Origin of the sequence: Microcoleus vaginatus PCC 9802, assembly GCA_022701275.1 — a bacterium.
GTDB classification, from domain to species: Bacteria; Cyanobacteriota; Cyanobacteriia; order Cyanobacteriales; family Microcoleaceae; genus Microcoleus; species Microcoleus vaginatus_A.
The window spans coordinates 1,118,498-1,133,999 of sequence record CP031740.1 but is presented as its reverse complement, the minus strand read 5'-3'; the positions used below and the strand labels follow the sequence as shown (position 1 = coordinate 1,133,999).

At 48.9% G+C, this 15,502-nt stretch carries 12 protein-coding genes; 5 read left to right on the top strand and 7 right to left on the bottom strand.

The features are described from left to right. Positions 1-21 precede the first annotated feature (21 nt). Positions 22-354 (top strand): hypothetical protein, encoded by a 333-nt coding sequence (locus D0A34_04835; GenBank protein UNU18282.1) that lies wholly within the window; start codon positions 22-24, stop codon positions 352-354. Here D0A34_04835 and D0A34_04830 read toward each other — a convergent pair. The 7 genes from D0A34_04830 to grpE all read right to left on the bottom strand — a co-directional run bounded on the left by D0A34_04830 (position 351) and on the right by grpE (position 8,458). After that, entirely contained in the window at positions 351-1,082 is a 732-nt protein-coding gene (locus D0A34_04830; protein UNU18281.1) for a biopolymer transporter ExbD, read from the bottom strand. The genes D0A34_04835 and D0A34_04830 overlap by 4 nt on opposite strands. 15 nt (positions 1,083-1,097) lie before the next feature. Further along, the gene (locus D0A34_04825; protein UNU18280.1) at positions 1,098-1,883 is read right to left on the bottom strand and encodes a MotA/TolQ/ExbB proton channel family protein; all 786 of its coding nucleotides are present in this window, start codon (positions 1,881-1,883) and stop codon (positions 1,098-1,100) included. Positions 1,884-2,127: 244 nt separating this feature from the next. Continuing rightward, positions 2,128-3,378: a ribosome small subunit-dependent GTPase A gene (gene rsgA / locus D0A34_04820; GenBank protein UNU18279.1), complete on the bottom strand. Its 1,251-nt coding sequence runs from the start codon at positions 3,376-3,378 to the stop codon at positions 2,128-2,130. Continuing rightward, a complete protein-coding gene (locus D0A34_04815) occupies positions 3,375-3,665 on the bottom strand; it encodes a sulfurtransferase TusA family protein (protein UNU18278.1) in 291 nt (96 codons plus the stop codon). Before D0A34_04815 ends, rsgA begins: the two co-directional genes overlap by 4 nt. A 291-nt stretch (positions 3,666-3,956) precedes the next feature. Then, on the bottom strand, positions 3,957-5,087 hold the full coding sequence (gene dnaJ / locus D0A34_04810; protein UNU18277.1) for a molecular chaperone DnaJ: 1,131 nt from the start codon (positions 5,085-5,087) through the stop codon (positions 3,957-3,959). Between the two features lie 132 nt (positions 5,088-5,219). Next, positions 5,220-7,373, bottom strand: coding sequence for a molecular chaperone DnaK (gene dnaK / locus D0A34_04805; GenBank protein UNU18276.1), 2,154 nt, complete (start codon positions 7,371-7,373; stop codon positions 5,220-5,222). 290 nt (positions 7,374-7,663) lie between these two features. Beyond that, on the bottom strand, positions 7,664-8,458 hold the full coding sequence (grpE, locus tag D0A34_04800; protein ID UNU18275.1) for a nucleotide exchange factor GrpE: 795 nt from the start codon (positions 8,456-8,458) through the stop codon (positions 7,664-7,666). A 1,292-nt stretch (positions 8,459-9,750) separates the two neighbouring features. On the opposite strand from grpE, the gene D0A34_04795 reads away from it, so the two are divergent. The 4 genes from D0A34_04795 (at position 9,751) to D0A34_04780 (ending at position 15,012) form a co-directional block, all read left to right on the top strand. After that, positions 9,751-11,757, top strand: a complete 2,007-nt coding sequence (locus tag D0A34_04795; GenBank protein UNU18274.1) for a type II/IV secretion system protein — start codon at positions 9,751-9,753, stop codon at positions 11,755-11,757. Positions 11,758-11,832: 75 nt separating this feature from the next. Continuing rightward, positions 11,833-12,930, top strand: a complete 1,098-nt coding sequence (locus D0A34_04790) for a type IV pilus twitching motility protein PilT (protein ID UNU18273.1) — start codon at positions 11,833-11,835, stop codon at positions 12,928-12,930. 99 nt (positions 12,931-13,029) lie between these two features. Continuing rightward, the gene (locus D0A34_04785; GenBank protein UNU18272.1) at positions 13,030-14,157 is read left to right on the top strand and encodes a type II secretion system F family protein; all 1,128 of its coding nucleotides are present in this window, start codon (positions 13,030-13,032) and stop codon (positions 14,155-14,157) included. Positions 14,158-14,397: 240 nt separating this feature from the next. Then, a complete protein-coding gene (locus D0A34_04780) occupies positions 14,398-15,012 on the top strand; it encodes a hypothetical protein (protein UNU18271.1) in 615 nt (204 codons plus the stop codon). The last annotated feature ends 490 nt before the right edge of the window (positions 15,013-15,502 follow it).

The following is a 15,502-nucleotide window of genomic DNA, read 5'->3' as shown; positions in this document are numbered from 1 at the left end:
AGAACTTACTTAGGGAGAGAGATGGCGAGATGTCTGCAAAAGTTCCTTCTGCAGGCATATACAACTGTATCTACTTGTCAAGAGGAAAAAGGCTCAGTACGAACCAAAAGAATTGAAGCCCTTTATACCAAATCGGGCGGAGCTTCTCTCCGCGAGGGGAGAGGGGGAAATGAGGAGAGGGGGAGAGGCGGAGATTGGAAGATGAGGAGAGTGGAAGATGAGGAGAGCAGGAGATTGGAAAATGAGGAAGATGGGGAGAGCGGAAGATGTGGAGAGTGGAAGATGTCGAGAGTGGAAGATGGGGAGAGTCGGAGAATTTCTATTTCTCTGTTCTCCCTTCTTCCTTCTAACTAATTCGAGGGCCCGCCATCCTGGGGTGGAGCGGCCGCTCCTGGTCTGAAATTGGGAGTAGCGGGTGCAGGCGAAACAGGAGGAATGCCCTGATTTGCCCCAAAGTTGCTAGGCTGCTGCCCGGGAGAGGGGAGAGGAGATTGAAACTGATTGGGATTGAACTGCTGCTGCCCGGGAGCGGGGAGAGGAGATTGAAACTGATTGGGATTGAACTGTTGCTGCCCCGGAGGGACAGGAGACGGCAGGGGTTGACCGGAATTGCCGATCGCAGGTGCCGCAGGAATGCCAGAATTGGGAACCGAGGGATTCGGCAGGGGCGAGGGAGCTGAACTAGGAAGAGTTGCTAGAGCCACTCGATCGCCCCCTACCTCTCTCAATTTGTCTAAAACCTCCACAACTTTGGCATATCTCGCATTCTGAGGAGCGTACAGCACCATCAAACCCGTAGGATTTTTACTTTGGAAACTCTTTAAAACTCGATCGAGCTGTTGGTAATTAACAGGCAATTGATCGATATAAGTTTGCCCGAAATCGTCAATGCTGACAATCAGCATCTCTCGCATCTGTACTTGTCCCGTCTTCGCCTTAGGCAAATCGACATTAATTGCTTGCTGGCGAGTCAGTTGCAAAGCGGCCAGCAGAAAAAACGTCAGAATGCAAAAGATCACGTCAATTAAAGGCACCAGGTCTATCCGAGCCTCTTCAGCAGGAGTATCTAGATTAATCTTCATCAGTTCTCTGGAGTTTTAATTATTAGAAGGTGAATCTTCAGCCGGATCGGAACCTTTCAATTTCGGCTCCCGATTCCGTTCTCGCTCCTCTTGAGAATTGAGAGAACGCCTGTTCAAACCATCTGCACCAAAAGAAGAATTGCTGTATTCTGGACCGGGCGATCGACCCTTAGCATTAGCTGCCGGCCAGTATTGCCTGTAAAGCAATTCCAGTTCATTTCCAGCTTTGCGAAATATTTTTGTCTGGTTGAACAAAAAAGCTTGAAATATCCGATAAAACGCCAAGGTAAAAATTGCTACTACCATCCCAGTAGCAGTCGTGATCAGCGCCTCGCTAATCCCCAAAGTTACGCCAGTTGTTGCCGCCGTGCCGATGTCGCCCAGACGGATAGAACTGAGCGAGTTAATCAAGCCCAGAACTGTTCCCAGCAAGCCCAGCAAAGGGGCTAGAGCGATCGTAGCTTCTAAGAGTTTGTCACCGCGACGCATTGAAGCCAACTCTTCATCGGCTGCAGCTTCGAGTGCGAGTCGAAATAAATCTGGTTCGGGATTGTAGAGCCGCAGGGGTGCAGAAAGAAATCGCCCGATCGGCTGTCGGTTAGCTTGTCTGGCAATCTCGTTAGCCGCCCCCCAATCGCTGCGAGCCGCTTCCAGAATACGGTTAACTATCTGCTTTTCTTTGCTCAGGAGGCTCGCCCAAAACCACAAGCGCTCGATAATTGTACTCAAAGATAGAATCGATAACAGCAACAGGGGCCACATGGCGGGGCCGCCTTTTTCAAACAGTTCTTGAATATTCACAATATTTTTGCTCCTGCAGTACCCGCTAACTTTTGCTTCTGTTCTACTTTTTTTAACAAATCTAAGGCCATTTAATTTTAGCTATTAATGTACTCAGGACTTACGCCCTCGCCACTAAAGACACCGGCTGCATGGGAACGGGGTCCGAGGAGTGCAACCTCTATATTTTCCTCGCTCGAACCCAGTTTCGGGGTAAGTCTGGGTACGGTTTTCTAGCGCCTGCAGGCCATGGGCGGCGACTTCCTCACAATTCCTCTAAGTCTTGACACATATCTTGGAGTGACTGGTGTTGAAGGCGGCGGGAAGAGCGGCGATATTTTTTAGTTTGCAGCTTCGGTTCGTAATGCTGCGTACCATCAGACTTGGTTTGCTGCTTCAAACTCGATTCGGCGCTGCTGGAGTTTTGCAGAGCTTGTTGGCGGACGATCGCCTCTTCGAGAAACTGCAAGTAATACTCATAGCGCTCCCAAGCGCCCCGCACGACACAGTTAGGCTCGTCTCGGTGCGAACAGTCGCTAAACTGGCAGCTACCCAAAGCCAGCCTCTGGCGCGCTTCTGGGAAATATTCCCCTAATTCTGAGGGATCGCATTCGAGAGCCGGCTGATTAAAGCCGGGAGTATCGGCCAAAAGTCCGCCGCCGGGGAGTTCAAATAGTTCGACGTGGCGAGTCGTATGGCGCCCGCGGCCGAGTTTGCCGGAAACAGTGTTCACTCGGAGATTCAGGGCCGGGATCAGTTGGTTGATCAAGCTGGACTTGCCAACCCCAGAAGGGCCACAAATTACCGTTATTTTCCCTTGCAGGTGGTCTAGAAGCAAGTTCGGCAACGGGCTATGTACGGGGTTTAACGGATGTAACGGCTTGAGCGAATTTGGAAGTTGAGGGTTATCCTCAGAACTCAGCATAGATGGCTCTCTGTTCTCCACTAAGTCATGGAAAGGCGGTTCCGAGGCAGAAACTTCATTTTGACCAGTAGCGGGGGCTTCCTGAACTCCTGCACCGCTGCGGACGCTAATAAACATTGGTTCGTAACCCCAGCCTGAAAGCCGATCGCGCCACTGTTCCAACTCTTGGGGCGTGACCAAATCGCATTTGTTCAGGCACAAACTCACCTCTAAACCTGTAGATTCTGCCTTGACTAAAAACCGAGTTAATGATGCGGGATCTAAGTCGGGTTCGGCGAGGGCAAAAACGAGGAGAATGCGATCGGCATTAGCTACAGGCGGGCGGTTGAGTTCTGTTTGGCGCGGGAAGACTTCAGAAATTGCACCTCGGCGCTCAGTCCAGTCCGGTTCGTCTACCACCACGCGATCGCCCACCATCACCTGTTGACCAATTTTTTTCAGTCGAGTGCGGCGAGTGCACAGGAGAATTGGAGAATCCGCAAGGGGAGCATTTTTCCCGTCAATGGAGACAGCGGGATCTAGCCTCACTTGGTAGAAGTTAGCCTGAACAGCAATTACAGTACCGATGATCGAGGACGAATTAAGGCTCATCCTGCTTCCTTGTCTTCTGGGCGCTGCACTTTCATTGAAAAAAAGCCCGACTCCGGCTCATCCGCGACAAATTGCGTTTCCAGAATCTGGTAGCCTTCCATTTTGAGACTATCGGGCACTTGTTCGATCGGCTCCCCAGCATCCAGCCACACTTCCAAAACAGCACCCGGTGCCATTTGCTCCAAGCGCAGTTTAGTGCGAACAAAATTCAGAGGACAGGGGGTACCCCGCAGATCGATTTTGGCATCTGGGGATTTGGAACTTTCAATTTTCGATGTTGAATTCATAATGCTTTTTGCAATCTCCAATCCTGAAAGCCTTAGTTTTTTAAACAAGTTGCCTGGAAACTGGAGAATCTAAAATTTTGTGTCCAATTGGACACAGACTATTATTCTTTCTGAAAAAAGTGAGCGCAATTGCGCTCACTTTTTTGAGCGCTGCTGAAACCGAATCCCTAGGAAGCGTCCCACCTGAAATTTTTGTGAGCAATTGCACACAATTTTTTGACAGATACTAAAACCAATTGCCGGGGCATCCTGAAACAGGAAAATTTGACACCAATTGGTGTCAAAAATTGCTTATTTCTGAAACAAATTACCCAGAAACCCTTCCAAGCCCCCTTTACCGGTACGATCGCCCTTCAGCTTAGCAAGCTGCATCAGCAATTCCCGTTCCTCAGCCGTCACCTTAGTCGGAATGTCAATAGACACCGTAATCAAATGATCGCCGCGACTGACTGGATTTCCCAACCGAGGCACCCCTTTTTTCTCAAGAGTCAGAACAGTATTCGCCTGAGTTCCGCTAGGAATCAACAATTCCGTCGGCCCGTCTACGGTTTCCACTTCCAACCGGCACCCCAAAATTGCTTGCAAATAACTAATCTTAACTTCCGAGCTAACGTTAGTACCCTCGCGCTTAAATAGCGGGTCTTCATTTACGGCCAAAAACACGTAAAGATCCCCGGGCGGCCCGCCCAGCTTCCCCGCATCCCCTTCATTGGAAACGCGCAAGCGAGTACCGTTGTCCACCCCAGCCGGAATTGTGATTTTCAGCTTTTTCATCACTTCTTTCTGGCCCCGGCCGCCGCAAGTTTCGCACTTGTCCTCAATCACTTGCCCGGTGCCGTTGCAAGTGGGGCAAACTGAAACTTGAGTAAAGCTGCCAAAAGGAGTGCGGGTAGCGCGTCGGACCTGACCACTGCCGGTACAAGTCGAGCAGGTTTGGGGTCGGGTTCCTGGTTTGGCGCCAGTCCCGGTGCAAGTTTCGCAGGTTTCTAGATGCTTGATGCGGAGTTCTTTTTCCCCACCAAACACTGCTTCGCGAAAGTCCAGCCGCAAATCGAGTCGCAAATCGTCTCCGCGCACCGGCCCGCTGCGCCTGCGACCTTGCTGTTGTTGGCCACCGACGCCTCCCTGAAAGCCCTGAAAGAAACTTTCAAAAATATCGGCAAAACTGTCACCAAAGTCTTGGAAGCCCGGAGCCCCTGCACCGCTGACGCCTGCTTCGCCGAAACGGTCGAAACGGGCGCGGGTTTCGGGTTCTGAGAGTACCTCGTAGGCGCGGTTAATTTCTTTAAACCGCTCCTCGGCACCGGGTTCTTTGTTGACATCTGGATGGTACTTGCGAGCTAGGCGGCGGTAAGCACGCTTAATTTCTTCTTTGTCTGCGCTGCGAGAAACGCCTAATATTTCATAGTAATCACCGGCCATAGAGCTGCTTGCCTGGAGGTAAATAACAAAAAGTGTACGAAAAAGAAACGGGCGACCTTTCCTGAAATTACAGATTAAAAATCAAAAATTCTCATTGTTAATTTTTAACTTTTAACTTTTAGCTTTTCAGTTTTAAAGGAAAGGATTCATATCATCAACTTCTGGTTCGGGAACCTTCTGTTTTTGTTTTGACTGTGGATTTGACGGTGGACTTGACTGTGGATTTGACTGTCGTTTTGACTGTCGTTCCGGCTTTGGTTCCGACTTTGATTCCGGCTTTGGTTCCGGCTTTGGTTGCGGCTTTGGTTGCGGCTTTGGTTCCGGCTTTGGTTCCGGCGGAGCTTGGGGCGCCACCAGCAGCTCTTCTTCCAGCAAAATACTGTCGTCGTCCGCTTTAACCTCTTCTGGTTCTGATGATTCTACTTCTGACATCATCTCGCTTTCACCAACAGATCCGGACGGGGCTACCCCGCTGCGGGCTTGGTCGTAGACTGCTGTCCCCAGCGAGTATAGCAGTTGCTTGAAAGATTCGATTGCGGGCGTGAGTTCCTCGACTGTGATGTCGGGGTTAGTCATCGCTGCCCGCAAGGCTGCTGCGGCTGTTTCCGCTTCTGCCTTGAGGTCGTCGCTCAGCAGTTGCGCGTTGGTTTTTAAAGTTACACCACAATTATAGACGAGGGAGTCAGCTTGATTTTTGAGTTCGACGAGTAGAGCGCGCTTGATGTCTTCGTCGGCGTAAAGTTCGGCTTCTTGTCGCATCCGCTCGACTTCGGTTTCGCTCAATCCGCCTGTATTGGAAATTTGGATGCTTTGTTCTTTTCCGGTTCCCTTGTCTTCAGCAGCCACTTTGAGAATGCCATTGGCATCGATTTCAAAGGTAACTTCGATTTGAGGTACGCCACGGGGAGCTGGGGGAATGCCTTTGAGCAGGAACTTGCCGAGACTTTTATTGTCTTTAACCAATGCCCGCTCGCCTTGGAGCACGTGAATTTCTACCGAGGTTTGCCCGTCTGCCGCCGTGCTGTACATTTGCGATCGGCTGGTGGGAATAGTTGTATTGCGCTCGATTACTTTGGTGAACACCCCGCCCAAGGTTTCGAGTCCCAGTGAGAGTGGGGTCACATCGAGCAGCAGCAAGTCTTTGACTTCACCGCCCAACACCCCGGCTTGAATTGCCGCGCCTACCGCTACAGCTTCGTCGGGATTGACGGATTTATCGGGAGAAACGCCCCCAAAATACTTGCTAATTGCCTTTTGAACTGCCGGAATCCGGGTTGAGCCTCCCACTAAAATAATCCTGTCTATGTCTTTGGGGGTCAAACTTGCGTCTTTGAGGGCTTGAGTCACCGGATCGATCGTCGCTTGCACCAAATGAGCCACCAGTTTTTCAAACTGAGCTTTGGAGAGTTCCATTTCCAAATGCTTCGGCCCTTTCTCGTCAGAAGAGATGAAGGGCAGATTGATTGAGGTGGATTCCCGGTTGGAGAGTTCAATTTTCGCTTTTTCCGCCGCTTCTCGAAGGCGCTGCAAGGCCATTTTGTCTTGTGACAGGTCACTGCCTTCTTGAGTCCGGAAAGCTTCTACCAGCCACTGGACTATGCAGTCGTCAAAGTCATCTCCTCCGAGATGGTTGTTACCGGAGGTAGCGTTGACTTCAAAAATTCCGTCTCCCAGTTGCAGGATAGAAACGTCGAAAGTACCGCCACCCAGGTCAAAGACCAAGATTTTCTGTTCTATATTTTGCTTGTCCAGCCCGTAGGAAAGGGCTGCGGCCGTCGGTTCGTTGACGATCCGCAGGACTTCTAGGCCCGCGATCGTACCGGCGTCTTTGGTAGCTTGCCGCTGGGCGTCTGTGAAGTAGGCTGGCACTGTAATCACGGCTTGGGTAACAGTTTGTCCCAAATAAGCTTCAGCATCTTGCTTGAGCTTTTGGAGTACCATTGCCGAGATTTCTTGGGGAGTGTGAACCTTGTTCCGAATTTGGACGTTAACGGTATCGTCTTTGCCTTTTATGCAGGTATAGGGAGTCCGGGATCGTTCTTCTTCCGTGTCGTCCCACCGCCGTCCGATAAATCGTTTGATACTGTAGACAGTATTTACAGCATTAGTTACAGCTTGCCGCTTGGCTAGTTGACCTACTAAGCGATCGCCCGCCTTGCCAAATCCTACTATACTCGGAGTTGTGCGCCCGCCCTCGGAATTGGCGATCACGACGGGTTTACCGCCCTCTAACACAGCTACGCAACTGTTAGTCGTGCCTAAGTCAATTCCAATAATTTTTCCCATAGCGCCTCATAAAACTTTGTGGGATGTTTGGAAATCTCCAACTACAGGTTGGGAGATGAAAAACGACTCAGCTTGTTTAAACAAGCATTCCCAGACTAGATTTGTAGGAAATAAACTTGATGTCCTAAAGCAATATCAAAGACTGGTAAAAACATTTTTCAGAATTTTTGGATCAAGCGCTGACCTGCTTTTAGTCATCTTTAATTAATTTGGTGAGTCTGCCACCTTGGAACCCCCGAATTCTATTCGGGGGTCAGTGACTTTGAGGAATGCAGTAGCTTGTATCCCGATTAACCTTCTGAACTATCGGGATTTTCATCTGAGGCTACCACAGATAGCCCAGCCGCTGCAACTTTCACTTTGGCGTGCCGCAAGACGCGCTCGCCCAGAATGTAGCCGCGTTCTAGTTCTTGGATAATTGTTCCTTCCTCGTGTTCGTCAGTTGGCTCACTCAGCAGAGCTTCGTGGAGGTTGGGGTCAAACTGTTCGCCTTCGGGGCGCATCGGAGAAACCCCGATTTGCTTGAGGCCGTCTACCATTTGCTTGTAAACGCTTTGGTAGCTTTTGTGAATGTTCATTTCGCCATCGGTTTGCGGCTTGATGTGCGATCGAGCGCGCTCGAAATTGTCAATTACCGGCAACAGGGGTTTGATCGTGAGACACCTTGCCTGTAAATCTAGCTCTTCTTTTTCCTTTTGGGTACGCCTGCGGAAGTTTTCAAAATCTGCTGCTAAGCGGAGATTTTGATTTTTCAGTTCTTCTAGTTGAGCGGATGCGGCTTGCAACTGAGTTTTTAAAGCCTCTTTTTCCTCGGTTACCTGCGCCAGTTCCTTCTTCCAAGGCTCCGCCGCGTCTGCAGTCGGACTGTTTGTTGAACTGCCGGTGACGGTAGGCCCCGATGCGTTTGCTGGGGTGCGATCGCCCTGAGCACTTTGATAAGCTCGAGCAAGTTCGAGCTCCCAATCCGCCGATCCGTTCGAGTTTCCTGATGCCACCGGATTTTCACTTCCCATTGGCGAACCCTCTGAGGTGGTTTCCCCAGTTGAGCTAGGATCTTGATCTTGCTGTTTTTCCTCGTCAATCATAAAAGCTGCGCGACAGAACCCTATCAATTCTAGCAGATGCAGTTAACGCGGTAAATCTAGAGGACTCGAATTTACTGTGTATGGCACAATGTGAAAATAGGAAATCTTGCCTGCTCTGGATACATTGCTCAAAGCTTTCCATAAAATATTCAAAGGTCCGCTTAGATATTTACGTATAATATGGCCGCAATGGGGGCAACCCAACGTTTGTGGGTTCCTCATTTTTTATTAACGCGATCGCCTTGACAACACTTTTTATAAGTCTATTTTTCTGTTAAGAATACTACAAAATTTCCCACTTAGGAGGCGGGATGTTTCTAGGTTTGCTTAAAACGATAGGGGCTTAATTTTATCATCGGTCAGGCTGTTTTAGCCGCAAGCTGACGCTGGCATTTTTTACCATTTGCTGAGTTTCCCAAGTGGGGACAAAGAGGAATTTGTATAGAGTGACTAAGTAGCGATCTGTGTGCTTGTGTAACTCAAGCACTAGGTTTTTAATCTTGATGCGAATTGGGGCTGTGGTTTGGCTGATTCGATAACGCCGAAGTTGCTTGAAATCTCGACTTTTTGCCCGTTACAATGATAGAAATTAGCGGGTATCGCGGAGGTGCTCATCTGTAGATTAGATTGATATCTAATTTGCTTCTTTCAAACCTTTCTGAACCATTAAGCTTACGTGACAAAGGTTCAGACACCAAAGTATAATCAAAGTAATATTTACTGATCGAAAACTAGAGTTGCTCAAAATTTGCCGTGGGGACTGATGCAGCCGACGACCGGGCAGTGACCGATCGCAGATAATTAATCAAAATATATTTCAAAAGGGCGATCGAAGCTTTCGTAAAAGCTATCATCACAGAACATAGTTCATTTTTAATTGAGTAGAGCTAACCGCGCCACCACGGGCGCTGTAATTTGACCAAACAATTTGGGAAAATATAACAGCGTGGGAAGGTCACCCACCCTGCCCCGCTTTTATCTCCCGGTACGGGGAATCCCCAAATGATGTGCCCTGACGCTATAACGATAGTATCCCGCGAGTTAATCAGGTAAGTAAGCAACTTAGCACTCAACGAACAAGATTTGATGGCAAGAATCGGCAAACCCCTCCAACGTCTCGTCAATTTGTGGACGAAGCTTAGAGGTGACTGCGAGTTTACACTTGAGAGATAGGGATTGAGCAACAACATGATAGCTGATCCATAAGCAAAGAATACGGGGGTTAAAACCCCGCGTTGGTTTTCCTCTCAGCACTCTTTGTGACTGAGTTTCCCACCTATTGAGTGTTTTTTATGACTAGCACATCCCCGCTTCGCTCCACATCCATAGTTTCTGTGAGCCAATTTCCTCCGGCTCTCACCAAGATGATTCTGTCGGGTTACGTCAACGGCGAGCAAGTGAAGCAAGCTCAAATTGAAAGCCAGAAGTCGGGCAAGCGTTTGACGGAGGTATTAGAAGCACTTACCGGGCAGCCGTTACCCCCAGAATTGCTGCGACTTTACAAGAAGCAGCAGATGTTTGAACGGAAGATAGTCTACGGGGTTGAAGCATTTGACCCGGAGATGAGCGAAATGTCTAACGAGCAACTCGGAGTTATGCTCGACGCGTTGAAGATTTCGATCGACATTTGTCACCAAGGTCGGTTTTTACCCGTAGCGAAGACTGAAACTGAGCCGGCGGCGGTTTTAGTGGCAATGGTAGATCCCGACAACCTCAACGCTATAGAAGATTTGCGGCGGATTTTACAGCCTCACGGCTTGGCTTTGCAGCGACGGGTGATTACGCCAGACGACTATCAGGACATAACTTCTGCCTATCAAGAGGACCAAGTTAAGGTAGCAGCCAAAATGGCAGCAGCCGAAAAGCAGAGAAAGATGGATTTAGGGGAGGGAGATTTTGGCGAACTCTCGCTAGAAGAGGAGAGTGCCGACCAAGAAGACCTAGCTAACACCTTGGACGATGCTGAGGCCGCTCCGGTAATTAAGGCGGTCAATATCATTTTGGCTAAAGCTCTGTCGGAAAAGGTGTCTGACATCCACGTAGAACCTCAAGAAGAGTTCATGCGGATTCGGATGCGGAAAGACGGGGTACTGCAAGAGTATTTCCGGTTTCCCAAGCAGGTAGTCGCATCGATTACCGCTCGTTTCAAGATTATTGCCAACCTGGATATTGCCGAACGCCGACAAGCTCAAGACGGCCGCATCCGCCGGGTATTTGAGGGACGCACGGTCGATTTCCGGGTGAACAGCTTACCTTCGCGGTACGGCGAAAAAATCGTGCTGCGGATTTTGGACAGTTCCAGCACTCAGTTGGGCTTGGGTTTGTTAATCTCCGACCAGGAAACTCTGGCTTTAGTCCGAGAGAGTGCTAGCCGTCCGTTCGGACTGATTTTGGTGACGGGGCCGACGGGTTCGGGCAAGTCAACTACTCTCTACTCAATTCTGGCGGAACGGAACGATCCGGGGGTTAATATTAGTACGGCCGAAGACCCGATCGAATATGCTTTGCCAGGAATTACCCAATGTCAAGTAATTCGGGAAAAAGACTTGACTTTTTCCAACATTCTGCGGGCATTTTTGCGGCAAGACCCTGACGTGATGCTGGTGGGAGAAACGCGGGACAAGGAAACGGCAAAAACGGCTCTGGAAGCTGCTTTGACGGGACACTTGGTGCTGACGACGCTGCACACGAACGACGCGGCCGGGGCGGTCGCGCGTTTGGCCGAAATGGGGGTAGAACCGTTCATGGTTTCGGCCGCTCTGTTGGGCGTGTTGGCTCAGCGTCTGATGCGGCGCGTTTGCGACAAATGCTGCATTCCTTACCAGCCTACTGCCACAGAACTCGGCAAGTACGGTCTGTCGGCTTCTCAAGAAATTGATCTAACTGTTTACAAAGCCAACACTGTACCGGTGGAGGAAAGGAAGGAACTGGCAGAACGCGAGCAACTTTGTACCAAGTGCGCCGGCCTAGGCTACAAAGGACGGGTAGGGGTTTACGAGTTCCTGAAAAATACTGAGCGGCTTCAAACTCTGATCACTCAAGGAGCTCCTACAGAGCAAATTAAGGAAGCAGCAGTAGAAGAAGGGATGAAAACGTTGTTGGCTTACAGCTTGCAGTTGGTGCGGGAAGGCGCGACTACCTTTGAAGAAGTCGAGCGGGTGACGTTTACTGATTCGGGATTGGAGGCTGAACTGAAAGCCAAACGCAAGCAGGGACTTACCTGCAAAAGTTGTCGGGCGGAATTGAAGCCGGAGATGCTGGATTGTCCGTACTGCTTGACGCCACGCTTTGTGGATTGATTCAGCAGTTAACTGTTGACTGTTAACTGAGCTAGATTGGTCAATAACTATCAATTTGATCGAGGAGAGGTATCTATGGGTCTGATGATTGAAGACGTACTGGAGTCCCTGGTAGAGCAAGGGGGTTCGGACATACACATCCAAGCGGGCGCGCCTATATTCTTCCGAGTCAGCGGTAAACTAACTCCTCAGACGCAATACGGCGACATTCTGTCTGCTGAGGAAGTGCAGATCCTAATTTTCCAAATGCTCAACAATATGCAGCGCAAGCAGTTGGAAATGGAGTGGGAACTCGACTGCGCTTATGGTGTTCGGGGATTGGCTCGGTTTCGCGTTAATGTCTACCGGGAGCGGGGCGCTTGGGCGGCTTGTATGCGGGCTCTGGCTTCTAAGATTCCTAACGCAGATGCTTTAGGCGTGCCGCAGATTTTGCGGGATCTGACGGAAAGACCCAGGGGTATGCTGTTGGTGACGGGACAAACGGGTTCCGGGAAAACTACTACGATGGCGGCTTTGTTGGATCTGATCAACCGCACGCGGGCCGAACATATTCTAACAGTGGAAGACCCGATCGAATATGTGTTCCCTAATATCAAGAGTTTGTTTCACCAGCGTCAAAAGGGCGAAGATACTAAGAGCTTTGCTAATGCGCTCAGAGCAGCTTTGCGCGAAGATCCAGATGTGATTCTGGTGGGGGAAATGCGGGACTTGGAAACGATCGGTCTGGCAATTTCGGCTGCGGAAACGGGTCACATGGTGATGGGAACGCTGCACACTAATTCGGCGGGTGCAACGATCGATCGGATTTTGGACGTGTTCCCGCCAATTCAACAACCCCAGGTTCGCGCCCAGGTGTCTAACTCTTTGGTGGGAATTTGCAGTCAAAATTTGGTTGTGAAAGTTGGGGGCGGCCGCTGCTGCGCTATGGAAATCATGGTAAATACTCCAGCTATGGCTAACTTGATCCGGGAGGGCAAAACTCCGATGATTTACTCCCAAATCCAAATGGGGGCGAAATTGGGCATGAGGACGATGGAAATGGCCCTCGCTGAACTTTACAAGAGCGGTAAAGTCACTTGGGAAGCGGCAATGAGCAAGGCTTCTAAGGCTGACGAACTCGAACGCTTGATCGGCCCAGCACCTGTTGGTGGCGCCAAGGTAGGAGCTCATTAATTCCGTCAGCAGTCATTAGTCAGGAGTCTGCCGACTGAATTAATGACTGATGACTGATGAGTCATAACTTTTTTTTTAATAAATTTTCAGAGGTGAGCTGTGGCTACCAACGTTATCCGCGAAAAACCGAAAGGTGGCTTTGATTTCAGTAAGATTCAGGAGCAAATTGAGTATAACCTTACCAGTCTTACTGTTAAGGATATGGCTATTTTTGCTCGTCAGTTTGCGGCTATGTTTAATGCAGGGGTGGCGATCGTGAGATGCCTTTCCGTGCTGCACGAGCAGTGTTCTAATGCTAAACTGAAGCGAGCGCTCAGGAGCATGAATGCTGACGTGCAGGAAGGGATAAACTTGGCCGAGGCGATGGCTAAGTTTCCTGATGTTTTTGACCAACTGTTTATCAGTATGGTTGCGGCGGGAGAAGTCGGGGGGGTGCTAGATGAAACCCTAGACCGTCTGGCCGTGATGATGGAAAAAAATCACAAGACGGAGGCTGAAATTAATTCGGCGATGTCTTATCCGAAGACTGTGTTCTTTATTGCGATCGTGATTTTTTTCGCAATGACCATATTCTTGCTACCAACTTTCGCTAAAATCTTTAAGGATATTGGTGCAGATTTGCCGGCTTTTACACTGTTTATGTTGGCAATTAGTGCATTTTGTACGGCTTGGCCTCCGATCCAGCAGATAACAGTTATTGGGGTGATTATAGCGCTCAAAATAGCCTTCGATATGTACTACAAAACTCCAATAGGTCGCCTACAAATTGATAGGATTGCGATGAAATTGCCGATTTTTGGAGATTTGATCGAAAAATCTGCTGTGGCTCGGTTTTGCGTGATATTTGGGTCGCTGACCCGATCGGGCGTGCCGATCCTCAATTCTTTGGAAATTGTGCGAGATGTGGCTGGAAATCAAGCGATATCTAATGCGATCGAATATGCGAGACAGGAAATTCAAAGCGGCGGCATGATCAGTATTGCTTTGCAAGAACAAGCTGTTTTTCCGTCTTTGGCCATCCAAATGATGGCGATTGGCGAGGAGACAGGGGAACTTGACAAGATGCTGATGAAAGTTGGCGCTTTCTACGAAACGGAAGTAGAAGAAGCAGTAAAAGGACTTACCAGTATGCTAGAACCTCTGATGATTGTGGTCGTCGGTGGTATCGTAGGTTCGATTTTGCTATCGATGTATCTGCCGATGTTCGCAGTGTTCCAAAAGCTGTAAAAAAGGGGTAATTAGTTATTAGTTATTAGTTAGTATCCATTAACGCATGACCAATGACTATTTTACTCGTTCCCAGGCTCAGCCTGGGAATGCCTTTGCAGGAGGGACAGCATTAAAAGGACAAAAAAATTTGGAGGCTATGCTCCAAATGTTCATTATCAGGGTATTCCTGGTAACGATAAACGATAGATTAATTAGCAATTAGCAGCAATTAGTAATTACTTATTATTTTGTTTGAAAATGTCTGTTAAACAATCACATTACGAGGCTTTACTAGCAGAGTACAGCGAATCTTCCGCCGCGATCGCCCTGCTGAAAAAATATCGGGTTTACATGGAAATGATTCCGAGTATCCGCCGCGCCCATGATAGTTTAATCACAATTCCTTTGCCAATTGCGCGCTTGCGGGACGGAGTTTCTTATGCGGGAAGGGGCGGCACTAGCATATCGCCGGGGCAGGCAGTTTGTTTGCCCTGCGATTTGGCGATTTTGATGTGCGATCCTGAATGGAAAGTTAAAATTGGAGTGGAAATTTTGATTTTCATTCATCGTCCGGGCGAAGAGTTTTCTGAGTTGCTAGGCCGCTGGCGACAGTCTCAGGTTTGGCTGGATAAAGGTTACGAATGGGTGATGCCATACCGCTACAGACATATTTACAGCGATGAAGCTGAGGCTGTTCATCCGCTATTTGTTTTGTTTGACGAAACGCCGGAACTGATTCAACGGGGTTTGATGGCTGCTGGTTTACCCTTTGTGGTGGAAAGTTTCGACTCTGACATTGAGGAAGTAGAGGAGGAAGAGTTTCTAGGTAGCGGGGAACTGGGAAGTATTGGTGAAGAGAGTTTTGATTTGTAGGGTTGGGTGCGATCGCATATAGCCATCGTATTGCTTGATGTAAAGTAGATTTTTTTCAACCAACCGCAGAGGGCGCTCTTGGCGCAGAGAAAGAGAAAAGAGAGAAATATTGATATTTGCCAATGCCGAATCTGGTTGTTATATGCAGAGGTTCAAAGATATTTTGGGTGGGAAAAGGAATGTTTATGCTCCACAGGTAGATCATATTTTAAACAATGGAATTAATCGATCGCTTTGTCATTTTTGGCTCGCTCGAAAACGGATAGAAGCCCCCAACGTGGTGGAGAGATAAAAATTTTAGACGAATGTTCAAGCTCTCAGATTCATCTGTGGAGTAAATCTAAAATCTCAAATATAATGATTCCTCTAGATAGACCGCAAACGTTGGCTTTTATGCTGCTTGCGTCGCCTAAAGTAAAGGTGTGGGTTGAGATTTAGCCCTTGAACATGATATCATCGGCGTCTTGAATTTTGTTTATTAATTAGATTT